Raw genomic sequence first — 25992 nt, 5'->3', positions numbered from 1 at the left:
TCATCTCCCTGAATTGATTGCGGATGCGGCCGCGCGAAAATCGCCCGGCGACATATCGTACGCACGTCTGAACGCGCGATTGAAATCCGACGCGCTATTGAAGCCCCAGCCGTACGCGACGTCGATCACCGGCGTGCGCGGGTGGCGATACAGTTCGTCGGCCGCCTCGCGCAGGCGCCGGTTGCGAATATACGCGTGGAGCCCGCCCTCCGGCTCGAACAATCGATACAGCGTGGGCCGCGACAGCTGCGACACGGCCAGCACGCTGTCGACGGTCAGATCAGGTTGGCCGAGATTCGCGTCGATATAGCGGCGCGCCGCCGCGAACATCGCGGTGCGTGCCACCGCGCGCGCACCGCCGGTCAAACCCGTCTCCTTGCCGAACGCCGCCGCCATCAGCAACCCACAGGTGTGGAACGCTTCCTGCGCCGCGGGCGCGTCCATCGTGGGCAACCTGCGGCATAGATCGGCCAGATGCGCGGGAATCAGCCGCGCAAGCGGCGTTTCATATTCGATCATGCGGCCATGTATCGACTCCGCTTCCGGCAGCACCGGATCGATCAGATGGCGCGGCAAAAACAGCGCGACCAGGCGGCACGGCCCCCGCGTCATCTGCATCGGCTGATTCATGTCGAGCGCAAGGATGCTCGGCCGCGTTTGCAGCGCGACGCGCTTCGGATAGAGGCCGGTGGTCGTCTCGAAGGTCCCTTCGACGGCCACGTGAAACACGAGCTGGCGCACGTTATCGGTCGAAATGCGAGCGACCGAGCGCGCTTGCGCGACCGGATCGGTGCGGCAATCCGTGAAGGCCATGCCGCCGGCGCGATAGGTGTCGATGCTGCCGCGAAAGCCGTCGGCGAGTTGCCGGCGCGAGATCGGCACATCGAGAAAATGGCCGACGCGCTCGCGCCACATAGGCAATTGCGCGCGCGGCGCCGTGGTGTAGGTGTCGAAGTGGGTGTAGTCGAAAGCCGCTGGCATTGCTGCGGCCGCGGTTGCGGTGCGGTTGGCTGCCTGATTGGTCGTCAAGGTCTCCCCGCCGGTTTTGTAGTGTGCGCGGCATGATAGCCGCGGTTGGCGAAAACGTCATGAGCCTGTTGCTAGTGCGTCGATGCCGTGGCCGTCGAAGCTCATGTGCCCCCGCTCCGCTCATGCCTGACAGGCATCAGCACCAGCCTACAAAGTCTTTTATCTTTGCGCAAGGCCTCTCATGCCGCCGCTCGAGCTCGCCTTCGTCCATGTCGCAGGCACTCGCGGTCCGGCCGAACAACATAAAAAATGGCCTCCAGACGGAGGCCATGTTATTTTTTTATAATCGCTTCGAAACGTAAATCGTTTCAAATGAACGCGCATCCAGCAGCTATCGGTTCGTCGCTGCGGCTCGAAGCATTGCCGCCAACGTGAATAGCCCTGCCCCCAATGGAGGCCCATAGTCATAAAAACGCAAGTGCCGCGCAAAGAAAATGGTGGACGTCGAAATTACTATCAAAACTGCAACGGCAATGATGGAAAAAACCACCAGAAAATCTTTATTCACGATTGGCTCCTTGCGTCGAAATCTCCCCGCTTCCGCATTCCGTCCCAAAACCAAAAGGGCTCTGCCTTGACGCGACAAAAATTTGCATAGTACCCTCCGTACGCTAGCAAGAGTCCTCCGTTCAAGAGCAACTCCTGGAAGCCGGTGAACAGTTCGCGCGGATCTGGCGAAACGAAAAGGTTGAGGAAGACAATGGTGACGCTGACGCCGGCCATTACGATCAATGCCAGCGGCACCCCGATGTTTAGCAGCAGCATGGAGCCAAGCACAACTTCCAGATATTTGACCATTTGGTAGAAGCCGATATCTGCCATAGCTCCTATATAGGCGCCCACTTTTCCCGCGTGGCTGAAATCCGGAATGTATCTGAAAACCACGAAGTTCAGCCCGGAAGAGAGATAGTGGAATGCGAAATATAGCCTCATCCACATGACGACGAACTTCCAAGGTGATTCATTTGCTATTTTCATCGCTTTTTTATCCTTTCGCGGATTAGAAATTTTGCCATCGGCCGTTTACTCACTCCCTGAAAGGCATCGTGAGGAGTCAACCGCGGGTGTCCAAAGACCGTGAATCAAATAGCGCGTGCGATCTTGAAGTTGGTAACCAGTGACTGTAGGCGTTCAGCTTCCGCATGAACGCCACGGGCAGCGGCAGCGGCCTCTTCGACCAGGGCTGCGTTGTGCTGGGTCACGGTATCGATTTCGCCGATTGCCTTGTTTATCTCCATGATGCCCCGGTGGCCGTCATCGGATGCATGGGTGATCTCCTCCATCAGGCTCGATACGTGGGCGAACTCACTCACCACCTCGTTAATTTTTGACCCCGCATCGTTCACCAGCTGAGATCCCTGATCAACGCGGGTGACCGAATTGCTGACCAATTCCTTGATTTCCTTGGCGGCCGATGCCGAGCGTTGAGCCAGCGTGCGGACCTCCTGAGCAACGACGGCGAAGCCACGACCTTCGTTGCCAGCACGTGCAGCTTCAACCGCCGCGTTGAGGGCAAGGATATTGGTCTGAAAGGCGATACCCTCGATAGTCGCAATGATGTCGGCGACTTTCCTGGATTGATCGGCAATGCCTGACATGGTGGTCACGACCACTTTCATGACCTCTCCACCGCCGTTTGCCAAATCGGATGTAGTCTGCGCGAGTTTGAGGCCCTGTCTGGCATTCGCCGCGTTGTTCTCCACGGTCGCCGTCAACTGCTGGATCGAAGCTACCGTCTGTTCGAGAGACGCCGCCTGTTCCTCGGTGCGCTGGCTCAGGTTCTCGTTACCTGCCGCGATTTCGGATGCGCCGGTCAATACGGCCTCGCTACCGGACCGGACTTGCTTCACGATATCCACGAGACTCTCATTCATGCTGCGAAGCGCACGCATCAATTGGCCGAGTTCAGTAGCGGAATGCACCCTGACCTGGGACGTCAAATCCCCCGACGCAACTGCTTCGGCTATTCTTACGGCGTCATTTAGCGGGAAGACGATTGATGTGGCAACCGTGTTGCAGACATATACCGTCGCAATGATAGCGATACAGATCACGGTGAATGTCAGCACCAGAGCCATGTCATAGTCATGAATGGCGTTTTCCGCAGCTTCATCCGCATTCTTCTGGATGAAGTCCATATGGGCGCTGAGCGTGTTCTCGGTGGACTTGAAGACATCAAAGATCTTGGTGTTGGCGAGCACCCGCGCGGTAGCAAGATCTGGATTGTCAGTCATTGCAAGCGTGTAGAGTTCTTTGTTGATCACCGCATACGCAGCAATTGCCTTCTTATCGTTCTCGAAATACTGACGATCCTCGCCCGGCAGCGCGTTTTTCTCATAGTGATCGACACCCTTTCTCAGCTGATCCAAGGCTTGGGCACGGATCGCCGCATTGGTATCTTTGGCTTGTTTGGAATCAGACAACACCAGACCCAGCGTGGCGCGACGATCCGTGCTGAGGGCCAGACGAAGATCAGCAATCGTTTTGATCGACTCCATCCAATTCTGTTTGATGTCCACTAGATGCGATTCGATCCGATGCGCCTGGAACAGCGCAAATCCCGCGGCACCGCATAACAGCAGGATAACGATTGCGAAGCTAACAAACAGCCGGTTGCGTACTTTGAGATTGCGAAGAAGCATTAGCATGTTTTTTTGCCTACATTTATTGTATAACCTTGGATTTCGGCATAAATCCCCTGAGTATGGATAGGGGGCAAGCATGATTGTGAAATCCGGTCTGATGTGTTAGTGCCGGACTCGCGAGATCTTTCGACCGCTAAGGCGAAGTTAACGCAGCACGGGCGCGCAGGATTAGATATGCGCTGACCACGTTGTAGTGCGAAGGAGAGAGCGTTGTCGGTCACGCCGGTGCGCCAATAGTGCCGAAGGACCTCGGGCTGACCGTCGAGGCAACTGCCGAGACATCGGCTGGCCCATGAATTGCGGAATTCACGAGTAAGCGCTTGAGCAACACCATGAAAATATCCGCTTCGTCCTCGGTTAAGAGGCTAATCAATTTCTGGTCAATTGCCCCGAGAAACGCGGTGATCTTCGCGACCATGGCCACTCCGCTTCCCGTAAGCTGAACGCACCAGCAGCGACAGTCGTCTGGATGCCGGGACCTCATTACAATTCCAGCGTCGATGAGACGCGGAATGAGTCGGGATAGCGACCCCATATCGTAATTCAGCCGGCGGGCGAGTTGAACCTGCGTCATGAATTGCCGTCCAGCGAGGCAAATGATGACCTTAGCCTGCGCAGATGAGATCCCAAGCGACGACTTCAGATGTCGATCAGCAGACTCCGAGACCGCCTTGTCGACTGCAACAAAACGGGTTAGCCAATTCAAAGCTGGGGCTTCAACTCCATGGCTTAGGGGTAGGTCCTCCTCGCTCTTCATATCTGCCGCTCCTTCAAATGTGATCGGAACCAGACGTCGGGTTTGCGCCTATACGTGTCCGAACACTACCTCGTACTATGGTTGATCGGTCGGTCCTGCGCCGCTACTGCATGTCCGGCGCACTGAATCACTTGTAATTCTAAATTGTATACTATCATAGTAGACGAAAAAGCCCTCGTGGCACTTTCTGCGCTTGATCGGGGGGACTTTTTACTATTGCATATCCGTGAAGAGCACGGCAGCGATGACGAAAACATACTCATCGCCGCCGCTCTCAACGAAGCATCAGAATCGATGCATCATGCCAAGCTGAAAAACTGACTGGATATTGCCGTTTGCCACGATGTTCCCGATTTCTGCAGCATATGCGCCATTGGTGCGTTGAAATACACCAGCGGCATAGAGGGAGGTGCGTCTCGACAATGTGTATGTCAACTGCAATGCGGCCTGGTTGATCGTCACGTTCTTCAGCAGCTCGTTACCATTTTCGTAGGTGTAAGCGCCGCCGAGGTTCCAGGCCGGTGAGAAGTCATACCCGACGCCACCTGCAAGCGCGTAGATCCTGGCACCCGTATGGGTGTTGCGCGCCTGGCTGTACATCCCCGAGACCGTGAAATGGGCGTACTTCGTCCTTGCGCCGGCGAGCAGGTTGGCGATGCCACTATGCCCGTTGTTGACCGGTGCGTAGTTCTGCTCGGTGTAAACAACCGCAGCACGCGTTTCCCCATTCCTGAAGTTGATCGCGGCGCTCTTTCCAGCCCCGTTGTTGAAGTCCCCCGCCGTGCCGCCGAAGCTATACATCAAGCCAACCGACAGCCCGGCATATTCCTCGGAAACGACCTTGACGGCATTCGACATTCGTTTGCCGCCGACACGATCCCAGTTGATGGCCGCTAATCCAGTGATCTGGCCGTTCGTTGTGATAGGTGCGAACGGCCCCCCTGAGACGGCACCGGCGATCTGGGCTGGACCCGAAACCCCGAGCAGGTCGGCACCGAAGCTACCGGTGCGGAAGTTCAGCATACCGCCAGCGATGCCCGTGGCCGGATCGATACCGCCGAGCAGGTAATAGTCGAAGGCGAAGTCGTTCTGCCGCCCGAGGCGGAAACTGCCAATCCCTGCTTGACTCAGTCCGACCCACGACGAGTTCTCGAACATCGCGCCGCGCGACTGCGGATCAAGTCCCCCTGTGCTTAGGCTGATCATCGAGTCGAGGCTGAAGTTGGCGCGCAGGCCGCCCCCCATGTCCTCGCTCCCGCGGAAGAAGAACTTGGTCGGAAAAATGGCGGAATCCTGCATTTGAAACAAACGTGACCCACCTGAATCACGATAGGTAGCGATCCCTTCGTCAAGGAATCCTCCAAGCATCACGCTACTTTGCGCATGCGCGGCCGTCATGCTCATGCAAACTGATGCGCATGCCAACGGTACCGTGGCCCACCGGCGTTTCCTCCCGCCCCCCTGGTGATTCATACATTCTCCTGATTGTTATATGTGATCTTTGAAACTGACTGCTGGTGAATTGTTTCGCTGGTCGGTTGTCCTCCTGAAGTTGTGCAGCATCCAATGCGGGCGTCCGGGTCCCAGTTGAACACCCGAAGCAACTCATGAATCGTGCGAGCCGTGGCCGGCGCCAGATGTCCGGAGGCACCGGCCTAATAGAGAGGGGAGCCGGTCTCGGCGTGACGAATGTGAGCCACAACCGGATTCGCACCGCACCTCGATGTCATAGTGCGTCCGATCTTTGAATTCGTTATCAACAGTCAAAATAGTATTTACGACAGCCTACAATGTCAACGACCATGCTCCGGTAAAAACCTTGGGCTTGGCTTTCCGGTCGCGTCGCAATTTGCCTGGGGCACAAGGGAATTCGCGGGGCGTCTGCGCTCGCACTCGTGCCGCATCGTACGCGTTTGCCCTAGTACAATGGTCGTCTTTTTTGAATACAAAATTGCGCGCATCGCATCTGTAACCCCAACATTAAGGAGACTTGACTTGAACGCGAATCGAAAAATTTTCGTCGGTGCGGCACTCGCTTTCGCCGCAGTCGCCGGCATCACGATGTCGAGTCGTGGCTTCGCGGCACAGACGGCACCCGTCAAAGCCTCCATCGCCAAAGCACCGGCGAGGTCGGCGCCGGTCAAGCTGATCGCTGCCGGACCGAACCGGAATTCGGACCTGGTTGCACGCGCACTGGCACCGGCATTGAGCAAGGCGCTGGGCACCGATGTCATCGTCGAAGATCAGGCGGACGCAGCTGCGGTGTCGGCAGCAAAAGCAGCGCCCGCTGACGGACTAACGCTTCTCGTCGGCGATACCGATCAAGTGGACGCCGCACGCCAGGATTTGACTCCGGTGGCACAGGTCACCGGTCACGCGGGCCTGGTTCTGGTCGCGGGCAACGGCGCCGGTTTGAGCGGCACCGACATCAAGGACTACGCCGATCTGATCAGCCGTCTGAAGGACAATCCGAACTGCTACATGTTTGGATCGACAGGCACCACGTCGCGTGAATATCTGGCGATGGTGGCGTTTCAGAAGCGTGCGGGCGTCAAAATGATTCATACCGCCTACAAGAGCGACTCTGAGCAGATCCCGGCGCTCTTGAGCGGCAAGGTGCAAATGATAGAGATTCCGTATGAAATGGCGGCGCCGCAGATCAAGGCCGGCAAGATGCGTGTGCTCGCGGTCCTAGGTTCGCGCCGTATTCCCGAGATTCAGAATGTTCCCGCGCTCGGCGAAATGTTCCCAGGCTTCGATTTCGCGTCGCATACGGGTGTGTTGGCACCGAAGGATCTCCCGGCGCCGGTCCGCGATAAGATCGCGGATGCCGTGAAGATGGCAGTGCAGGACCCGAACGTCCAGAAGGCGTTGAACGTCAACGGTCACCAGGCTGCATATCTCGCATCCGCTGACTATGCGAAGGTTATCGCCACTGACCACGACAAGCTGAGTCAGCCCGCGAAGTAACGTTGTTCGTTGCGTGTATAGCAACTGGGGCTCGATGTTCTGAAAAGACATCGAGCTTTTTTCTTTTGTCGCTCATCCATCTCCTGTCGCAACTGGAGGCGACGGGGATTCTCCTCGGTACCTGTCACACTTCGGAGCCGTCCAATCGCGTTGATCACGCGCGAGCGCTAACCGGCCGCCCTCGTGAATTTTCGCGCGCTTCATCGCGCGGCGTCACCTGAAGTTCGGCTGCTGGATCGGCCACGCGCCGGTCGTAATATTCCGCATCGAAAGCATCGAAGTGATCCGCCAGGTCTCGACCGTAATCACTTGAGCCCGGATATGTATTTGCGTGTGATTTAAAGGAATAGCTCATATCGTTTCTCGTAAACTAGCGCAATTCCTGGCCTTCCTCCTTGGGAAGACCGGCGAATGCCACGACAGACAACAGGGTAAATGCCCCGACAACGAAGAATGTCATCGGGAAATCGTCGATTACCAGATGATCCGCGCTGTGCCCATGAAACTGCGCGGTGATCGTCAGGCATGATGCGCAGACTGCGACACCAAAACTGATCGACGTCTGCTGCATCATTGTCGAAAGTGCCGTGGCCTTACTCATCAAGGTCTTAGGAATGCCGGAATAGCCAACCGTATTCATAGTTATCATCCCCAGAGAATTGACGATACCCGCTACGAAAAGCACGAAGCACATTAGCCCAACCGACGTCGTCGGTCTGAACAAGCCATAGCAAGCGAATGTCGCGCCCGTCATCGCGGCGCCGAGCATCATGATCGGCCTGAATCCCAACTTCCTTATTGCACGATCCATGATTGGACGGACACCGAATGCGCCGACAGAGAGCCAGGCGCTCATCAAGCCGGATTGAATGGGCGTCAATCCCAAGCCGACCTGCAAGAGCAGCGGTACGAAGATTGGAGCCGAGCCGACCGCGAGTCTGAGCGGAATGCCGCCAATCGTCGTGATGCTAAACGCTTTATATCCAAAAATCTTGAGAGGGATAATGACATCGAGACGTCCACGGCTATAAAGCCCGTATGCGACCATTGCCAGAACCCCAATAGCCGTGATTCCAATCGTCACGCTCATAGGGACGAAATTACGGCCGACGGTTTCCAGACCACATACGATGCCCGAAAGCCCTATCGCCATCAGAATGAATCCCGTCATGTCGAACGGCTCAGACTTCTCCGAGCGCGAATCCGGCACAAATTTCAACGACAGGAGGATGCCCAATACACCGAATGGAATGTTGAGCAGAAAGATCCATCGCCAGGAGCCCATCGTGACGATCAGCCCACCCAGTAGCGGCCCAATCACACGCCCAATTGCGCCGGGAACTGTAAACCACACCATCGCTGCCACCAGCTGCGTTGCCGGAATACTTCGCAGCAGAATCAGGCGCCCTACAGGCACCATCATGGCGCCGCCAAGACCTTGCAAGACCCGGAATAGAACGATTTCAGTGATCGAGGTGGCCGCGCCGCATAGTGCGGATGCCAGTGAGAAGATGGCGACTGCCGAACAGAATACGCGCCGCGTTCCGAACCTATCGGTGAGCCACCCGCTTGCCGGGAGGAACAGTGCGAGGCTCAACAGATAGGCGGTTATAGCGAAGTTGAGATGAAGTATCTCGACATTCAGGGAAGCGGCAATCGACTGGAGAGACGTGCCCAATATCGAGGTATCGAGACTCTGCAAAAACATCGGCACCGCGACGATCATTGGAATCAGTCGCGTACGCCTGGATGCAGATCGAGACTCCTGGGTGGAGTCTCGCGCATCCCCAATAGTTATATTTTTCTCAAGCACCGGATTGTCTAGCGTTTCGCTATTTGACGTCGATACATATCGACGATCTTGGGATCGTAGTTACGGAAGAATTGCTGTCTGACGGAATCTGTAAGGGTGTCCAGTTTTGCTATTTCATCCGTCGCGACGGTATGAACCGTCATTCCGTGACGCTCGAGCTCAGCACGATCGGTTTTTGCCTGTTCTCGAATCAGATCCCGCTCAAAGCGCCCAGCTTCTATCGCAGCGTGCTGTAAAACATTTCGCTCCTGCACCGTCAACTTCTGCCAGACCGCCGAATTGGCAACCACAGCAATGGCGCTGTATGAGTGATTCGTGACCGAAACGGCCGATTGAACATCATAAAGGTGACCGGCCAAGATCTGCGAATAGAAGTTATCTTCCGCAACGATGCGTCCACTCTTCAATGCTCCGTATAGTTCAGAATACGGAAGTCCCACGACGTCAGCGCCCAAGACCTTGAACGTCTCAACGAACGCGGGTTCCGGGATCACGCGAACCGGCCGGTCCGCCAGATCGAGCGCGTGCCGGAACGGCTGGCCCGACGTCGTGATCTGTCGGAAGCCGTTCTCCCACCAGGCGAGACCCGTCAGACCGTGACCCTCGAGGCGCGACAACAGAGCTTGTCCGAACGGACCATCGAGCAGCGCCTGCGCCTGACGTTCGCTGCGGACAACATACGGCAGATCCATGATCTCGAATTCGGGCACGAGATGACGCAATGCCGGCGTCACCAGCAGCATCAAATCCGGGGCACCCGGGCCACCTGCCTGCAATGTTTTGATCTGCTCACCCGGCGAACCCGGTACTGTATCGGCGCTCACGCTCACCACCAGACGACCCTGAGACTCCCGGTTCGCGATATCTGCGAACCTGGCCATGCCGCGCATTGTCGGCTGGTCCGGCGACATATGCGCTCGATACTCTACGATCGTGAGCGTTTGAACAGGCTGCCCGTGCGCGATCAACGGCTGCACGATCAACAGCATGCCAAATATCGCACCACTGATATCGCCACAAACTCGGCTCAATGACCAACCCGATTTAAGACGTAAATATCTTTTCGTCATGTTCAAGGAAATATCGCCAAAGATCTAAACAAAAAAAGCTACGTTACCGAAGCAACGTAGCCAAATCCCTCACTTCACAGCCGAAATCAGATCAGATCAACAGCGTCCGACTTGAAAATTTTTGGCAGCTTCCTCCAGTCGCTGATGCGGCCGATCGTGGTTTTGAACGTCATCATCGGCAGGTAATACTTGATGTACCAGACCATCAGAATCAGATTCATATATAGGCAACCAACGCCCATATACGGCGTGAACATCTTGTCGAAGCGATGGTTCAACACGATCGCGTTGTACCAGACGACGAACGACACCGGCAGAAGCATAAGCAGGCCGACCGGGACGAAGATACCGAGAATGAGCGAAAGGCCACCCAGAATTTCGCACGTCTTCACGATATGGAAAAAGTGCGTGTGAACCATCGTGACCAGCAGCTCATTCGACTCGGGCAGCGTGCCGAACGGTTGCGGGAAGATCGGCGACATGCCGAGAGCCGTACGCCAGTAGCTGGTACCGCTGACGACCATCCAGCCGCCAAGATACAGCCGGCAGAACGTCAGGATGACTTTGCCGATGAGTTGCGGCATCGTTTTGCGATCATCGTTGTCCATAGTGTGCTTTCGTCCTTTGCTGTTTAGTTCGCAGCCTGCACAGGCGCCGCCTTCTGTTGCGTAATGCGATCATGGCGAATGATCCAGCCAGACCCGCTGATCTCGTAGACATCGACAACGTCTTGCGCCGGTTGGCCACGGGTGGCGCCGATCGTCTGGTAGACCGCGACGTCCATGCCTTGGACGATGATCTTCTTCACTTCGTGGGGAATGGGTCCGCCATCCTGATGATCGATCGTGTTCGGCGCGTTATCGACAGCCTTTTCCGAAAAGTAAGTCTTGTACGCTTCGGCGCCCTTGCCCTCCGTATAGGCCAGGTCCATGAACTCCTGAACGATGTCATGCGGCAGTTTGCCGGTGCCCGCATGCCAGTGCCAACGCGGATCCGAATGCAAACCGTGAGCGATCTGCGCGATGAACAGGAAGCCCACTATTGCCGTGACCACGCGTCCAGTCATGCTGTCCATCCACACGTTGATACGCGTGGCGATACCCCCCGAGGAGAGAACCCCTTGGTTATTCGACATCCTGCCTCCTTGAAAGCATTGTGAAGAGTGAAACGCTTCGGCTTGAGATGGTTCGGCCGTGCATTTTTGTATTTAATTTAGCCTACCGAATCGTATAGGTCGAAAGATCGGGTGTAAACGTCGGGGTTTCCCTATTTCCGTTGTTGGCGGATAGGTGCTATTTGATGTACGCGACATTTCCTTCGCGCGGAATGTAATCCGCGGGGAGCGACGGCGCCGGGCGGGCGGCAGGGTCGGTTTTGGGGCTGACGAATCCGTCAGCAGTGAGTCGGTCAGTGGCAAGGAACCCGCATGCCGCGATAGCTGACGCGGCATGGTGGCAAAACCCTTGCCATCCTCGGCCTTCTGCAATGCCCGAGTCCTCACCCGGATGGGTAGACAGGAAGCTTCAATCCGCGAGCGAACACGATTCGCCACCGGCATTGGCCCTTGCAGCGCCCGACGCCGGATGATCGGGGTGTTGCGGCTACGTTACTACTGGGGCATCTGACCAGTTGGAGCGCCGGCCGCCTCATGCCATTGCGCCACGATCGCGCCTGCGCGTATCGCGCTATCGGGGTAGTCGAACCAGTCGTCGGACTGGTCGTAGCCCGCCTTCCGCCATTCGATCAGGTCGGCGCGCACCGTGGCTCGTGTGAGCGGCACCGTCGAATCGTACGGTTGGGCCAGCGCCGCAATCGACGCGAAACAGCACGCCGCGGCAAGGACGCCGAGCGCTATACGCGGAACGGAGTTCATGGCAAGGCCTTTCTTATCGGGGTTATCGCTGAAAGTATAGGCGTTGTCTTGACAAACGAAAGGCAAATCGAAACATATTCACTTCTCGCGTAGTGCACAAACGAGGGGCGGGAACATGGTCTGGCAAGCCGCCGACTAACGGATCACCAAGCGCATATCGTTCGGCGCTGTCCTGTGTCAGCGGAGGAATTTCGAGGACACGGCCACTGCCAGAGCGAGGCGTTCGATGGATCGCGCGGCATCGAGACGCGCCGCAATTGCCGATAGACTGCGCGCCGGATGCTTCCCGCTGTAAGCGCCTTCTGTTCCGCCGAAAAAAGCTTCGCCCGCGGGCCTTTCACCATGCCGGCCTCAGACGCCTTCAACCAATGGTGCTCTATCTTCTTCTTTTGAAGAATCGCTCTGCACCATCGCTTTTTCCTTTGCAATCCCAAGCAATGACCACAAAGAAAATAGCGAGCTTCAGCTGTCATCCAGGGAATACCCGCGAACACAACACTTCTGAAATTTCCCACCTGTCATATGCAACATCGTATATTATTTTGCATGCGTACTGTTGTGCATCGCCTCGCCCTTGTGCAACGTCGACCACTCTATAAATTAACATCCACAAATAGGAGACACTGGAATTGCGTAAACTGCTCGTTAGCTGCGCCGTTACGGCAGCAATCGCGCCTGTGATGGCACAGGCACAGACCAGCGTGACGTTGTATGGCGTCGCCGATGCATTCATCGGCTACTTCGGAAACTCCGAAGGCCAACACGTCATCAGCATGAACAGCGGCGGTGCCGGTGGTTCCCGTTGGGGCATTCGCGCGAAGGAAGATCTGGGCGGCGGTCTGTCAGCGATCGCCGTGCTCGAAAGCGGCTTCAACATCAACAACGGCACGTCCGGCCAGAGTGGACGTCTGTTCGGGCGTCGCGCCTACGTCGGCATCGACAGCCGCGACTTCGGCCAGATCATTGCAGGTCGGCTGCAAACGGCGGGCTACGAATGGGGCGGCACTTTCGACCCGATGCTGCTGGCAGCAGCCTCGCCGCTCGGCTCGATTGGCGGCGAAGAACCGCGTCCGTGGATTTTCAACATGCTGCAAGATCCGGCTCGCCAGGACAATACGATCCAGTATTCGTCGCCGACGTGGAGGGGTCTGAATGGCACGGCAGCGTATTCGTGGGGCAACAATCAAGGTCTGCAAAACGCGACGCACTACCAACTCGCGACTCTTACCTACGCCAACGGCCCGTTGCTCACGAGCTACGGCTTCGGCCACAGCCTGCAACCGTCAGCGACCATTGCACGCAATACGTACGAACACGTCTTGGGTGTGAAATACGACTTCAACTTCGTCGCGCTCTACGGCACGTACCAAGTGCGTCTGAATGATCCGGGCCAGACCGATAAAGGCTGGCAAGCCGGTGTCACGATTCCGACCGGCCCATTCGGCACCATTCGCGCTTCTTACGGCGGACTGAGCGACCAGAACATTACCTATGCCAGCACAAACGGTCCGGTAACTGGCAATTGGGCGATTCGATCGGCTGCTGTCGGTTACACGTACCAACTCTCGAAGGCGACGATGCTGTACGGCTTCTTCAAGAAGCTCTGGAACAGCGGGATCGCGCACCAAACGATCTACCCGCCCGGTGGTCTCGGTGCCCCGACCGGCTACCACGCCAATGTCACGGCAATCGGCCTGGGTTTGGCAACGCGCTTCTAAGCCTTCCTACTCCTGTGAAAAAAGCCCGCTTCGAGCGGGCTTTTTTTATTCATAGTCCTCTGCTTACCAAAACGTCGATGACCGTCCCGCTTATACGCTCTCGCTCATCGATCAACACCTGCATGATCTGTTCTCGGTCGAGTCGGACCAGCGCCGTCATCAGCCTGCGCTCGAGCTTAGCCCACTAATCCTCTGCAGGCAGGCATCTTTCTGTCGCCAGTGGCAGGTACTTCTCCATCCGTTCAATCAGACGCAGTGCCTCTGTCTAAGGACTTTCAAACGCACTCGGGAACAAAGCGAGATCGGGAGATCTGTCGCAGCTCATTGCTCGACAGATCAGAGACGAGCCGCCTGCGACTTGGGTCATGCGTACTCGCGCCCTGCGCCACATCATCAGGTCGATCCTGCTGAACCCAACGCAGATGGACACGCCAAGCCGTATATAAACAAAAAAAGTCCGGAGAGAAAATTCTCCCCGGACTTCCTTGAATCTAGAACCGCGGTGACCGAAGCCTTATGCTTCGCCCTTGATCTTGTCGCGCACGAGCACGAAGATGAAGAGCAGCCAGGAGACGCCGAGGCCGAAGTAGTCGAAATTACGCAGCGGACGGTACTCCGTCCAGCCCCAACCCGTCGAGCCGTCGACGGCCGCCAGCGTCAGTGCGATACAGATGGCGATTGCGATCCAGGTATTCTTTTTCATCGCGTGTGCTCCTTAAGCCAATTCTTTTTTCCGCTGTTCGAAGGTGGGTACATTTTGCTGCTGTTCGACGGCGGGTACACCCACCAGGCTCCCACCTTTGCCCTTCAGGCTGAAACCCTTCCAGCCGTCCCACAGCCACATCGGGTTGAGCGTCGGACGGAAGCAAACCGCCATGTAGCCGCTGTATGCGAGCAGCAGAATGCCGTTCATCAGGAGTTCTTGCGGACCCGAGAACAGTTGACGCGGCGTCGCCGAGATAAACGTGTTCAGCCAGAAAATCGTGACCGTCGTCGGCATCTCGAGAATCAGTGTCAGGAACACGAAACGGTTCATCAGCAGCAGTGCCCCGTAAACCGCTTCCATGTACTTAACCCAGTGATACATACCGATCGCATCGGCTCCCGCCACGTACTGGCCGGCGAGACCCGGAATCATCGGCACATAGCCGTCGATCACGAATCGGATACCTGAGAAGAAAAGGTGGGCGCCGAAATACAGACGCAACCACGTGATTACATACTTCCACGGGGAAGAATTCGCGCTATTCATGGGAAGGGTATTTCCGTAAAGGTTCTTGCAGTACAACGTTGAAATATGGTGCCGCAGAAATTGCAATACGACAGGATATCTCAAAGGTGATGGAAACTTCCCATCACCTAAGAGCCGTTTTACACGATGCCTTTACGGCGATCGCGAATCAGTACAGTAATGACGCAGATCCACGGAATTGCCAGACCAAACATGTCACGCGCGCGCAGAGGACGATATTCCGTGTAACCCAATCCCGTCGATCCGAAGAAGACCCAGCACGTCATGACCAGACACAGCGCGAGACCGATATAGAGGTTCCGGTTGCTCTTCATTGCAGTTCTCCCGATTCGACGATATCTCTGCGCGGTTCAGGTGTTTTCTTGAACTTGAGAGACTCTTTCCAGATATCGACCTTGAACCCTTCCCACAATGCCAGAGGCGTGAGTTTTGGCTTAAATACCGAAGCCATGTAGCCGCTGTAGGCCAAAATCAGTAGACCATTCATCAGCAGTTGATTCGGGCCCGAGAACAATTGGCGCGGAGTCGCAACGATGAAGGTATTGATCCAGAAAATCGAAACCGAAGTCGGAAACTCGAAAATCGCCGCCAGCAGCACGAAACGGTTGCTCAGCATCAGGATACCGAGCACACATTCCATATACTTGACGACCGGGAACATGTGAATCGCATCCAGCGCTTGCACGTATGCACCTCCGGTGCCCGGAATGAATGGAACCCATCCGGTGGAGATATAACGGAAACCCGACCACAGCAAATCGGCACCGAAATATATCCGGAGCCAAAGGACAGCGTACTTCCACGGCGGCGAATTAATACCTTGCATCAGATGTCTCCGTTGTTGGCTTTAGTTTTCGCAACGCGGCGGAATCGAGTCAGCCGCTGAATGCCCGTTTACGCCTGAACGACCCGATGGGCTGCGCCCGGCGTGATGATTTTGTTCAGGAGCTTTTCATCGACCTCGAATCCAAAGCCCGGCCCTTCGCTCGGATATGCCCGGCCCCGGGCAAACCGCTGACCGCCGATTGCCAGATCTTCGCCCGCCGGAATCTCTTCGCTGTTGAATACCGAATGCACGGCCAGAGGCCCCATGCTTTCGCTCATGAACTGGCACGCCCACTGATCCGAGACCATCAAATGCGTGCTCGGGCCCGACTCGATACCGCCGCCGATCAAGGTGGAGCAGAACACGGGGATGTCGTAGATCCGGCATGCCGCCAGGAATCGTTGCGCCTTGAGCAGACCACCCACCTTTTGAATCTTCAGAATCACGCCGTCCGCCGAGCGACGTTCAGCGATCTCGCGCAGGTCGCCAAGTTCCTGCGCACCCTCGTCTGCGTAAATCGGCGTGTTCACGCGCTCGCGGAGTTTGGACATGCTGTCGCGGTATTGATGCGCCAGCGGTTGCTCCATGAAAGCGAGGTTGTATTCGTCCAGGCGACGCACCGTCTTCAGGGCCTGTTCGTAATTCCACGAACCATTTGCGTCCAGCGTGATCATCGCGTCCGGGCCGAGTGCTTTACGCACTTCACGGGCCGTCGCCACATCGTTGTCGAACGTATGGCGCCCAACCTTGAGTTTGAAGGCCGAGAAACCAGCCTCCCGAACCTGGACTGCTGCCTCTGCCACTTTTTCCGGATCGCCGGCCGAGAGAACCCAGCCCAACGGTACTGACTCGCGAGTGCGGCCACCCAGAAGATCGTAGACCGGGCGACCGAGTGCTTTCCCCTTCAGGTCATGCAACGCGCAATCGACGAGAGCTTTCGCCTGATTGTTGTCGCGTGCGAGCTGATCCATCATGCCGACGATTTTTTCGATATTGCACGGATCTTCGCCGAGCAGAATTCGCGGAGCGAAAATATCGGAAATCATTGCCGTCATCGAGGCCTGGCTTTCACCGCGATACCACGACGAGGTGTCGCCAGATTCAGCAACGCCCACCAATCCGTTATCGGCATAGATACGCACCACGAGCGTATTCAGACAGGTGATCGTCACGTTCGGAAGCTTCAGTGGCTTCTTAAGCGGCATTGAAACCGGAACGCACTCAACGCGGGTAATTTTCACGGGATTGAACCTATAGGAACTCGAGAGAGGAGTGCCCCCACCGGACACTTCTGAACCAGATATCAGCTATTTGCCGCCGCACGACGCAGTGCACCACAGACACGGATCAACAGAATGACTGCCAGTGCTACCGAGATCACATAGCAAACGACGAAGGAAGCGCCGAGTGCATTGGGACCCGAGAACAGTTTGGCAACGAGCGCGACGACGGTGGGCCCGAGTGCCAGGCCGAGCAGATTGGTGATCAGGTAGTAGACCGCCGTCAGTTTTCCCATCATGTTGCCCGGCGTGAAGTTGGCCATCGTTGCGCCGCCTGCTACCGCGAACATCGAGAACATGAACGTCTGCACGAAATAAGCGATCAGGCCGACACTCATCGAGTGAATCAGCGGGAAGCATGCGGTGACGATTGCAGCGATAGCCGTCGTGACAGCGGCGACACGAACCGGTGCGTCGATCATGCCGCGTTCACGCAGCCAGTCAGCGATACGGCCCAGGATCAACAGGCCAGCAGGCGACGCCAACAGTGCCACACCGCCCAACGCCTTGCCGATCTCCGGACGCGGGACATTCAGCGTGCGCGCGATGATTTCCGGGAGCCAGGCCATCTGCGAACCAACCGCAATGCCGTACAAGCAGATCGCAACCCAGAGTTGAACGTAGACGGCCTTGTTGGTCCACGCGAAACACAGCGCTTGACGATACGTGACTCCACTGCCTGCATTGACGTCGCGGCGTGCGGGCTCACGTACGAGCCACAGAAGCACGGCGAACGGAATGCCGATAAGACCCGGCACCAGCAGCACGAAATGCCATGGTTTGAGCCCCCCAACCAGCGGCAGGCCCGCAAATGCACCCGCCGATGCCGCCTTCAGAAGAAAACCGCCGAGGCCGAGAGCCAGACCGGTGCCGAGAAGCGGGCCGATGTTGTAAATGCCGAACGCGAGGCTGCGACGTTGCGGCGGAAACGCATCGCGAATCATCGACGCGGCTCCAGGCGACAACGCGGACTCGCCAACACCGAGGCCCACCCGCGTCACGAACAACTGGACGTACGTCTGACTCAGACCGCACAAAACCTGAACGGCGGACCATGCCATGATCGCGCCACCGAGCAGGCGCCGGCGCTCGTACTTATCGACCAGCGCACCCATGGGGACGCCAAGCACGCTGTACAGAAGCATGAATGAGAGCCCGAGAAGCCAACTGACTTCGAGATCGGAAATTCCGAGGTCTTCCTTGATCGGCCCGACGACGAGGGAAATCGCGCCCCGATCGATGAAGGAGACCACGTATGTCGCCGTCAAAATGGCGAGCATCCACCAAGCCCCCTTCGACGTTTTCGAATCCGAAGCGGCTTCGGCGGGTGCGAACGTCGCTCGCACCTCTGCGGTCTCACTCATTGTTCTCTGTCTCCTGGTTAGTTATCCGTGTAATCAATCAGCGAAGCTTCCGATCCTCGCTATCGGAAAGTGCGGTCTTCGCTGCTGTCATGCCTGATACGATGAACTCCGCAATATCGCCCATCGAGTTGTAAAACGGACCCCACAATGATCCACACTCCCCAACTGCGTAGAGACCGGGAATCGGCTTGTCCTGATGATCGAGAACACGTTGCCCCGCATCATGTTTCGGTCCACCGTGGGTATTGAGGTACGTCGGCAGCATGGGTCCGATCGCGTAGTACGGTCCCTTGTCGTTGAGCGGCACCAGGAACGTCTCGCGTCCGAACTCGGGATCGGCATTCAGACGGCACTGCTCGTTATAGCGCTCGACCGTCTCACGAAGCGCCTGGGGATCGAGGTGACCTGCCTTGGTCACGCCCGGGATTTCCGGCCATTGGCACTTCAATGCCAGCTCTTCGAGCGTATCGGCCTTGATGATCAGACCTTCTTCGAGTTCCTTGAGATTGTCCTGGCTCCACGGCGGTACGCGCGAATTCAGCGTGGTCATCGCCGCGCCACCGGCCCGAACCTTTTCGTCGAAGATGTGGAATGCCGGCACGTTGGTGAATTCCGGAATGCCCGGCGTCGTTGCTAGCCACGTGTCGCGATTCGCCAACCCGTGTTGAACGACCGACGTGTCGATCGTTTCGTTGTGGAAGCGCTTCGCCTGTCGGTTCACCCACAGCAGACTGCCGCCGTCCTTGAACGCGCCCGACTTGTAGCCGAAACCCGCTACCTTGTTAAGGTCATACGTGACGTAGACGTACCCTTCCTTAGTCTTGATGCCCATGTTGAGCGGGCCTGCCACGGCGTTCATGTGCCACAGCTGGGCACCGACTTCCTGTGCCATGCGGATGCCGTCGCCGGTCAGATTCGGGCTGCCCAGGAAATAGATCGGGCATGCGGTGAGAAACTGCTTGCACATGGCCTCGTTCGCTTCGAAGCCACCGCTGGCCAGCACCGTTGCCTTGCGACCGCGAATCGTGATCGTCGTGCCATCTTCGCGTTCGGCTTCGACACCGAGAATCGCACGCGTCACCGGATGCTGAATCAGACGCGTAACACGCGTGCTGTACTTGACACGTGCACCCGCCTTCTCTGCTTGAGCCGAGATCGCGTTATAGAGACCTGCGCCGCCTGGCGCAGCGACGACGCTCATACCCTTGATGCTCTCGGCACCCGGGGCGCCCGCGAACTCGGGAAAGAAACCCGGGGCCGAGAACGGCTGCGGGTTGTCTTTGAGCGGCAATTCCAGTTTGTGCTGGAACGCAGGTATGTCTTTGAGACTTGCGACGAAATGACGAAGAACGCTCTCCTCGGTCTGACCTGCACACAACCAGTTCAGATACTTGAAAGACTCTTCTTCATCGACGGAGGTCATGATCAGACCACCCGCCACACAGACCGAGTTACCGCCACCCTGCGCACCCTTTTCGAGGATGAGCACGTCAGCGCCCTGTTCGGCGGCAGCGAACGCGAACGTTGCGCCCGCACCGCCATAGCCGACCACAACCATATCGGCCTGTTCATCCCATCGGGGCTCGGTCCAGTTCACTTCCATCTTTTCGTTATCCATCGTGTCTCTAAACATACCGGCGCGGGTTGAGCTGCTTAGGCTGCGGGAGATGCTGCCTGCTCGGCTTCTTCCTTCGTGCGAAGGCCGTCATAAATCTCGTTGTAACGCAGCACCGGCTGATCCATCGCCAGCATGATCATCTTGCGGCCCGGCACCTTCTTGATCATTGCCTGCTGCGCTTCGATGATTGCCTTGTCTTCGGCGAATGCCGCGTCGGCGATTCCGAATGCGTGTTCCTTCAGATCGGCGTGCTCATGATCCGGACCGAAGTTGTAGAAGAACATCGATTGCGTATCGTTGATCGGCGTAATCATCTGGCACGTGCAGCGACGGAAGATCGGTTCCTCGTTCGGCTTACCGTCGACGAAACGATCTTGAACGCCCGGTGCGAAGGAGTTGATCTTCAGAATGAAGACGCCCGGCACCAGGAAGGTGCTGACCACGTTATCGTCGGAAGGCAGATCGAAATACGGGTTCGTCGGACGGCCCATGTGCCAACGATCGGCGACGACGCCACGTTCGAGAACCGTCGTGCCGCGCTTGGTCTCGCCGTCCTTCTGAACCTTCAGCGACACCTTGTTATTCGCACCGAACGTCGATTCGTGAATGAACGGTGCGTGCGACAGGTCGAGCAGGTTGTCTGCCACGAGTTCTGCATTGCCGTTCATGATGAACTTCGAGCAGACCATCGAGTACGTGTCGCTATCCGGACCTTCGATCGGCGGAATCAGTGCGACGTCGGCCTTTGCCGGGTCACCCATCCAGACCCACGCGGCACCGTGCTTTTCTTCGATCGGGTAGCTGCGCACGCAGACCTTCGACGAAATCCGCTCCTGGCCCGGGATTTCGGTGCAGCGACCATCGGCAGCGAACTTCAGGCCGTGATACATGCAGCGCAGTTCGTCGCCTTCTTTGCGGCCAACCGTCAGCGGCGCCAAACGGTGCGGGCACAGATCTTCCAGAGCGACGAGCGTGCCGTCGTCCTTGCGATAGAGCGCCAGCGGTTCGTCCATCACGGTGAACGGGACGATGTCGGTAGCCGAGAACTCGCTCGACCAGCCAACCATGTACCAACAGTTCCGAAGGAATTTCATTTGATGTCTCCTCAGAGAGAATCGAGAACGGACAAATCGAGCGTATTGCCTGACACATGCGGTACAGCCGACCCAACTTGCCCCGGATCGGTTCTACCGCGCTCGATCGCCGAAAGTATTCAATTGGGTATTCTTTATCTTATCTTGTAGCACCGCTCGACAAGACTCGGGGATACCCTTAAATGCGAGAATCGGCGTCCCGCTTTTTCTTGTTGGAACGCCGTATCCACTGGGCGAATATCAGCTGAAGTACACGCGTTCAGCGGTCGTGTGCAGGACCTTCCGCTGATCTGCTTCAGAGAGCGACGACACTGAATCCTTTGCCAACTGAACCATGTCCTTGTACTCACCTTTCGACTGCGCGATGTCCGAACCCCACATCACGCGGTCGGCTCCGAACGACCGGACGACACGCTCGACGACGGGCGCTGCCGGCAGCTCGAGTGCCTTCAGCTTGCCGAGGTTGATCATCGAGTACAGCAGGTAGACGTTCGGCGAGTCGACGAACTTGAGCAGCGCTTCGTCCACGCCGTAGTCCGGTGCACCCGATTCGCCGACGATGTTCGAAAAGTGGTCGAGAATGACCGGCGTGTTCGGGAATTGCTTGACGACGTCTCGAAGCGCTTCGAGCGCGGCGGCGCGATTCCAGCGATAGAAGTGCAGGCGCACCGAGCCGCCGAGATCCGACACAGCCGACCATGCACGCATGGCTTCTTTCGACGCGAACCAGCTCGAGTCCGCGCCCTTGTTCGGCTCCGTCAGACGAATGCCGGCCGAGCCACGCTGGCCAACCCAGTAGCGCACGGTTTCTTCCACGTTGTCGGCCAGTGCATCGATCATGCACAGCGACCGCAGACGATCGGGATATTGCTCTGCGGAGTCCACCACATAGTCGTTGTGAAAGCCGTAGAGGTGAGCGCGCTGGACCGCGAGCGCCTTCTCGACACCATTTGCATCGAGCAGGTCGATCAGGCGTTCGGCCGTCACCGGGTTGTCGAATGCGTTGGCTTCGAGCGTGCCGCTCAAAGGCGACGGCGGATACTTCTCCACGTTCGTGGAAATCAGGTGGGCGTGACTATCGATCATGACGTTACCTTCTCTGTAAAATTCGATATCAACAAACGGTAGGGCGTTATTTCCACGGATCGACACAGACGTGGATAGCGCCTTCGACGCCACGCCCGGCCGTCGCCAGGATCGCTTCGTGTGTCTGTGCGAGTCCGAAGGTGTGCGAGCACACCTCGTCGATCGGATAGCGGCCCGAACCGATATAGCGCAGTGCCAGTTCCACAGCCGCATAGCTACGGCCACGCGGTGCACGGACCGTCAGATAGCGCTTCTTGATCTCGCCGATCGGCACGTGCTGTTCCAGGCCGTTCAGGCTCAGGTAGGCGCCCTTCGCTGCCAGCGCGATCGCCTGCTTGACGATTTCGCCTTTGGGATCGCCCGTGGTATCGACAACGACGTCCACGCCACGGCCCTTCGTGATACGCATCACTTCGGCTTCGAGGTCTTGCGTCTCGACATTGATCGCGTAGTCGGCGCCAAGGCGCAGCGACAGATCGAGACGAGTCTGGTCACGCGTCATACCCGCGAGAATCACCGTGTACGAGCCCGCGGCCTTTGCCGCCAGCACGCAGCCCAAACCCTGCTGGCCAGGACCGAAGACGAGCACGACCTTGCCGGGGCCTGCGCCACCGTCAAGACACGCCCACTGCACGCCGTTGCCGAACGGCACGGCCAGCGTCGCATGCGTGGCCGGCATGTCGTGGGGAATCTTGTGCATCACCGTGTTGAGCGGCATGTGCATGTACTGCGCGTAACCGCCCCACAGATGCGGCGGCTTGTTGGCGGTGGACATGCCGAATCGATCGGTATTCAGACGATCCTTCACGTTGAAGAAATCGACCTCCATGCACAGACGGAAATCGCCCTTCATACACCACTCGCAATTCCAGCACGGCAGGTATTCATGGAGGGCAACGCGGTCGCCGGGCTTGACGCCCCACCGCCTAGCCGCGATTTCGCCAACTTCTTCGATCGTGCCGACGTTCTCGTGGCCCATGATCACCGGAACGTGACCGGCCTTGCGATACAACTCGGGATCGCTGCCACCGACGCCGCTGGCTTCGATGCGCAGAATGCCGGTCTCGGGGCGCACTTGCGGATAATCGAATTCACGCAATTCGGTGGTCTCGACATCCGTCTTAACCGCGGCCAATACCTTCTTCGTCATGTCTGTCTCCTACTAGTTTTTCAATCTCAGGCTTTCGAAAATACGCGCAGGGCGGTGCCGCCAAAGATCGCGTCGAGATCGTCATTCGTCAGTCCCACGAGTGCCTGACGCGTGAGTTTCAACGCCAGACCATATCCCTCGCGTGAACTCACGACGGGGAAGTCAGAGCCCCACAACAATCGATCAGCGCCAAACGCGCTAACTGCTTCGTGTAGGAGCGCAGGATGGGCATCACCAAACGGCCGGCCCTGCTGCCAGGTTTTCGAATCGCGAGGCAATAGTTCACCAAGGCCCGGTACTTTCAGCATCACGTTGGGGAACGCCGCGAGTTTGAACACCTGGCGGCGCAGGGCCAGCGCTTCATCCGTTGAAGCCGGCGTGCTGCTGCCGCCAAGATGCTCGAGGACAATCGCCGTACCCGGCAATTTGGTGATCAATTCAATGAAGCCCGGCGCGTTGAACGCTTCAGCAGATCCAACGCAGCTCACTGGCAATCCCGAGGCCTGGATACCGCGCCAAGCCTCGGGAAGGCGACCGTCGTCAAGACATGCCGATGGTCTCAGTCGAATACCGCTGGCACCGGCACGGGCCAGCGATTCGATCGTTTTCGCAACCTCCGGGTCCTCGACATCGACCCAGGCCACGCTCGACAGACGGCCGGGAAATCGTTTGACGCATTCCTGCTGATACCGGTTATCCGTCTGTCCAATCATCTGCGTGAGCACGGCATGACCAACACCGTATTCATTCATCTGATCGAGCAGCGTCTCGACGGGCTCATACCAATGAGGCGATACGTGAGCGTGGCTATCGACGATCATGCGAACCTCAGGCCTTCAGAGCGACGTCCGGGTTGAGGGGCACTTCTTCCTTCCACGTGCGGTCGTTCGGGAAGATCACTGTCGAAGCGTGAATCTGATTCCACGGAATCGTGTTCGTCAGCACGCTCGGCAGTTCACCGCTTTGCGCATACGCGCGTGCCGAACGAATCATCTGGCGACGCCATGCGACGACCGCGACGTCCGACGTGCCGAGGTGTTCCTTCGTGCGGTCGAGGATGCGGCCCTGCGTTTCGCTGACTGCGTGGTCTTGCGTCAGGATGCCCTTGATGCCCGACATCGACGAGGTCTTCATCGCTTCGCGGTCCTGCTTGTACCAGTTGTCGATGTTGAGTTCCTTGCGGAAGTTTTCGTCGACCCAGTGGCCGCCTTCCTGGATGCGATATTCGATATCGACCGGCTGCGTTTCGTCGAAGAACCACTGGATGTGCCACGTCGATTCGTCATCGCGCGGAACGAAAGCGTTGGCCATGCGGCGATTCTTACGGACGCCGAAGCCATCGGGCGGGATCAGCGTGAAGAACGGCAGAATCACTTCCGTGACGCGGGCGTGCAGTTTGCCCTCTTCCCGGAAATTGCGGACGCCGGCGTAGCGCAAACCGTACAGCGTATATTCGACTTCGATCTTCGGACGCAGATCGCGCTCGTGCTCGTACTTCGCCGGCGCCGACCACGGCTGCTCGCGGTGAAGGACACCCGCGTGTGCCGAGTCGATCGTGCCTTCGACGGCCTGAGCGTAGTTGCAGTCTTCGAGAACCTTGAACGCTGCGACCTTTTCTGCCGGGTACGACAGGAAATCGAAGTCGGGGAACTGCGGAACCTTCGCCGGGTCGCCCATGTACGTCCAGATCACGCCAGCTACCTCACGCACCGGGTACGCGATCGCCTTGATACGCGAGCACAGCTTCGAATCTTCCGGCTCGGTCGGGGTGTCCATGCACTGCCCATCTACCGCGAACTTCCAGCCGTGGTACAGACAACGCAGACCGCCTTCCGAGTTGTCGCCCAGCGCGAGCGATGCACGACGGTGCGGGCACTGTTCTTCGAGCAGGCCGACCTTGCCGTCGCTGTCGCGGAACGCCACGAGATCTTCGCCCAGCAGACGCACGCGCTTGGGCGCACCACCCGGCTCCTGAATTTCCGATGTGAGCAGCGCCGGAATCCAGAACTGACGAATCATGTCGCCGTTCGGGGTGCCTTTTCCTACTTGAGTCAGAACGTCGTTGTCTTCACGGGAAAGCATGTTTGCTCCTAATCTCTTATATGTGAATTTGCGTGGGAGACCGAAATCCCCCGTCGGCCTTAAACGAGTGCGACCGCTTTTAGCAGTCGCTCGCGAGCGTCTACGGTGTTACTTTCGTTGCCGATCAGATCGTGCGCTTCGATGACCAGATTGCGCAGCGCCACGAGGTGCTGCCCTTCGGCCGAGTTCGCGGCATTCCGTGCTTCCGCAGCGATATCGTTGTCGAGCAGTCGCCAGACTTCGTCCAGTTCGGACTCGCGATAAATCATCTGTTCGAACGTGCGCGAGTTCTCCACCCGTTCGATAATCTGACGCAGCGTTTCCGGCGAGTAATCCTCGATTGAATGAAGATCATCCACGTTCAT

27 protein-coding genes and 1 pseudogene are annotated in these 25992 nt (G+C 57.5%); 2 read left to right on the top strand and 26 right to left on the bottom strand.

Annotation, left to right across the window (positions count from 1 at the left end):
* The 7 genes and pseudogenes from AB3X96_RS19250 to AB3X96_RS19220 all read right to left on the bottom strand — a co-directional run bounded on the left by AB3X96_RS19250 (position 1) and on the right by AB3X96_RS19220 (position 5835).
* Positions 1 to 1029: a helix-turn-helix domain-containing protein gene (locus AB3X96_RS19250; RefSeq protein ID WP_368590924.1), complete on the bottom strand. Its 1029-nt coding sequence runs from the start codon at positions 1027 to 1029 to the stop codon at positions 1 to 3.
* 331 nt (positions 1030 to 1360) lie between these two features.
* The gene (locus AB3X96_RS19245; protein WP_176106729.1) at positions 1361 to 1537 is read right to left on the bottom strand and encodes a hypothetical protein; all 177 of its coding nucleotides are present in this window, start codon (positions 1535 to 1537) and stop codon (positions 1361 to 1363) included.
* Positions 1534 to 2007, bottom strand: a complete 474-nt coding sequence (locus AB3X96_RS19240; RefSeq protein ID WP_176106730.1) for a hypothetical protein — start codon at positions 2005 to 2007, stop codon at positions 1534 to 1536. Before AB3X96_RS19240 ends, AB3X96_RS19245 begins: the two co-directional genes overlap by 4 nt.
* Before the next feature lie 104 nt (positions 2008 to 2111).
* Positions 2112 to 3677 (bottom strand): methyl-accepting chemotaxis protein, encoded by a 1566-nt coding sequence (locus AB3X96_RS19235; RefSeq protein ID WP_368590923.1) that lies wholly within the window; start codon positions 3675 to 3677, stop codon positions 2112 to 2114.
* Between the two features lie 214 nt (positions 3678 to 3891).
* A complete protein-coding gene (locus tag AB3X96_RS19230) occupies positions 3892 to 4092 on the bottom strand; it encodes a hypothetical protein (RefSeq protein ID WP_368591072.1) in 201 nt (66 codons plus the stop codon).
* Positions 4093 to 4137: 45 nt separating this feature from the next.
* Positions 4138 to 4431: pseudogene (locus AB3X96_RS19225) on the bottom strand (MarR family winged helix-turn-helix transcriptional regulator); the annotation flags it as partial.
* Positions 4432 to 4716: 285 nt separating this feature from the next.
* Positions 4717 to 5835 carry a porin gene (locus AB3X96_RS19220; RefSeq protein WP_368590922.1) on the bottom strand — a complete coding sequence of 373 codons (1119 nt, stop codon included), beginning with the start codon at positions 5833 to 5835 and terminating at the stop codon, positions 4717 to 4719.
* Positions 5836 to 6357: 522 nt separating this feature from the next.
* Here AB3X96_RS19220 and AB3X96_RS19215 point away from each other — a divergent pair.
* A complete protein-coding gene (locus AB3X96_RS19215; RefSeq protein ID WP_368590921.1) occupies positions 6358 to 7401 on the top strand; it encodes a Bug family tripartite tricarboxylate transporter substrate binding protein in 1044 nt (347 codons plus the stop codon).
* Positions 7402 to 7555: 154 nt separating this feature from the next.
* Here the strand turns inward: AB3X96_RS19215 and AB3X96_RS19210 are convergent, their stop codons facing one another.
* The 6 genes from AB3X96_RS19210 to AB3X96_RS19185 form a co-directional block, all read right to left on the bottom strand.
* On the bottom strand, positions 7556 to 7756 hold the full coding sequence (locus AB3X96_RS19210) for a hypothetical protein (protein WP_368590920.1): 201 nt from the start codon (positions 7754 to 7756) through the stop codon (positions 7556 to 7558).
* A gap of 15 nt (positions 7757 to 7771) precedes the next feature.
* Positions 7772 to 9127 (bottom strand): MFS transporter, encoded by a 1356-nt coding sequence (locus AB3X96_RS19205; RefSeq protein WP_368590919.1) that lies wholly within the window; start codon positions 9125 to 9127, stop codon positions 7772 to 7774.
* Positions 9128 to 9222: 95 nt separating this feature from the next.
* Positions 9223 to 10203, bottom strand: a complete 981-nt coding sequence (gene dctP / locus AB3X96_RS19200) for a TRAP transporter substrate-binding protein DctP (protein ID WP_368590918.1) — start codon at positions 10201 to 10203, stop codon at positions 9223 to 9225.
* 167 nt (positions 10204 to 10370) lie between these two features.
* A complete protein-coding gene (locus AB3X96_RS19195) occupies positions 10371 to 10892 on the bottom strand; it encodes a DoxX family membrane protein (protein WP_368590917.1) in 522 nt (173 codons plus the stop codon).
* 23 nt (positions 10893 to 10915) lie between these two features.
* The gene (locus tag AB3X96_RS19190; protein ID WP_176106738.1) at positions 10916 to 11419 is read right to left on the bottom strand and encodes a hypothetical protein; all 504 of its coding nucleotides are present in this window, start codon (positions 11417 to 11419) and stop codon (positions 10916 to 10918) included.
* A 474-nt stretch (positions 11420 to 11893) separates the two neighbouring features.
* Positions 11894 to 12157 (bottom strand): DUF4148 domain-containing protein, encoded by a 264-nt coding sequence (locus AB3X96_RS19185; RefSeq protein WP_368590916.1) that lies wholly within the window; start codon positions 12155 to 12157, stop codon positions 11894 to 11896.
* Positions 12158 to 12786: 629 nt separating this feature from the next.
* On the opposite strand from AB3X96_RS19185, the gene AB3X96_RS19180 reads away from it, so the two are divergent.
* A complete protein-coding gene (locus AB3X96_RS19180; protein ID WP_176125427.1) occupies positions 12787 to 13875 on the top strand; it encodes a porin in 1089 nt (362 codons plus the stop codon).
* A gap of 514 nt (positions 13876 to 14389) precedes the next feature.
* Here AB3X96_RS19180 and AB3X96_RS19175 read toward each other — a convergent pair.
* From AB3X96_RS19175 to AB3X96_RS19115, 13 genes are all read right to left on the bottom strand, one after another.
* Entirely contained in the window at positions 14390 to 14578 is a 189-nt protein-coding gene (locus tag AB3X96_RS19175; RefSeq protein ID WP_176106741.1) for a hypothetical protein, read from the bottom strand.
* Positions 14579 to 14590: 12 nt separating this feature from the next.
* Positions 14591 to 15127: a hypothetical protein gene (locus tag AB3X96_RS19170; RefSeq protein WP_368590915.1), complete on the bottom strand. Its 537-nt coding sequence runs from the start codon at positions 15125 to 15127 to the stop codon at positions 14591 to 14593.
* 119 nt (positions 15128 to 15246) lie between these two features.
* The gene (locus AB3X96_RS19165; protein WP_087738133.1) at positions 15247 to 15441 is read right to left on the bottom strand and encodes a hypothetical protein; all 195 of its coding nucleotides are present in this window, start codon (positions 15439 to 15441) and stop codon (positions 15247 to 15249) included.
* On the bottom strand, positions 15438 to 15953 hold the full coding sequence (locus AB3X96_RS19160; protein ID WP_368590914.1) for a hypothetical protein: 516 nt from the start codon (positions 15951 to 15953) through the stop codon (positions 15438 to 15440). The genes AB3X96_RS19165 and AB3X96_RS19160 overlap by 4 nt, the downstream gene beginning before the upstream one ends.
* 68 nt (positions 15954 to 16021) lie before the next feature.
* Positions 16022 to 17194 carry a mandelate racemase/muconate lactonizing enzyme family protein gene (locus tag AB3X96_RS19155; RefSeq protein WP_368590913.1) on the bottom strand — a complete coding sequence of 391 codons (1173 nt, stop codon included), beginning with the start codon at positions 17192 to 17194 and terminating at the stop codon, positions 16022 to 16024.
* A gap of 62 nt (positions 17195 to 17256) precedes the next feature.
* On the bottom strand, positions 17257 to 18597 hold the full coding sequence (locus tag AB3X96_RS19150; RefSeq protein ID WP_368590912.1) for an MFS transporter: 1341 nt from the start codon (positions 18595 to 18597) through the stop codon (positions 17257 to 17259).
* 37 nt (positions 18598 to 18634) lie between these two features.
* A complete protein-coding gene (locus tag AB3X96_RS19145) occupies positions 18635 to 20215 on the bottom strand; it encodes an FAD-dependent oxidoreductase (RefSeq protein WP_368590911.1) in 1581 nt (526 codons plus the stop codon).
* A 35-nt stretch (positions 20216 to 20250) separates the two neighbouring features.
* A complete protein-coding gene (locus AB3X96_RS19140; RefSeq protein ID WP_368590910.1) occupies positions 20251 to 21309 on the bottom strand; it encodes a Rieske 2Fe-2S domain-containing protein in 1059 nt (352 codons plus the stop codon).
* A 240-nt stretch (positions 21310 to 21549) separates the two neighbouring features.
* Positions 21550 to 22395, bottom strand: a complete 846-nt coding sequence (locus AB3X96_RS19135; RefSeq protein ID WP_368590909.1) for an amidohydrolase — start codon at positions 22393 to 22395, stop codon at positions 21550 to 21552.
* 46 nt (positions 22396 to 22441) lie between these two features.
* Entirely contained in the window at positions 22442 to 23545 is a 1104-nt protein-coding gene (locus AB3X96_RS19130; protein ID WP_368590908.1) for a zinc-binding dehydrogenase, read from the bottom strand.
* 26 nt (positions 23546 to 23571) lie between these two features.
* Entirely contained in the window at positions 23572 to 24366 is a 795-nt protein-coding gene (locus AB3X96_RS19125) for an amidohydrolase (RefSeq protein WP_368590907.1), read from the bottom strand.
* A 7-nt stretch (positions 24367 to 24373) separates the two neighbouring features.
* Positions 24374 to 25627, bottom strand: coding sequence for a Rieske 2Fe-2S domain-containing protein (locus tag AB3X96_RS19120; protein ID WP_368590906.1), 1254 nt, complete (start codon positions 25625 to 25627; stop codon positions 24374 to 24376).
* A 59-nt stretch (positions 25628 to 25686) separates the two neighbouring features.
* Positions 25687 to 25992, bottom strand: a complete 306-nt coding sequence (locus tag AB3X96_RS19115) for a hypothetical protein (RefSeq protein ID WP_368590905.1) — start codon at positions 25990 to 25992, stop codon at positions 25687 to 25689.

Source organism: Paraburkholderia sp. BR13439 (genome assembly GCF_040948805.1).
GTDB lineage: Bacteria > Pseudomonadota > Gammaproteobacteria > Burkholderiales > Burkholderiaceae > Paraburkholderia > Paraburkholderia youngii.
This window is presented reverse-complemented; position numbering and strand designations above follow the sequence as displayed.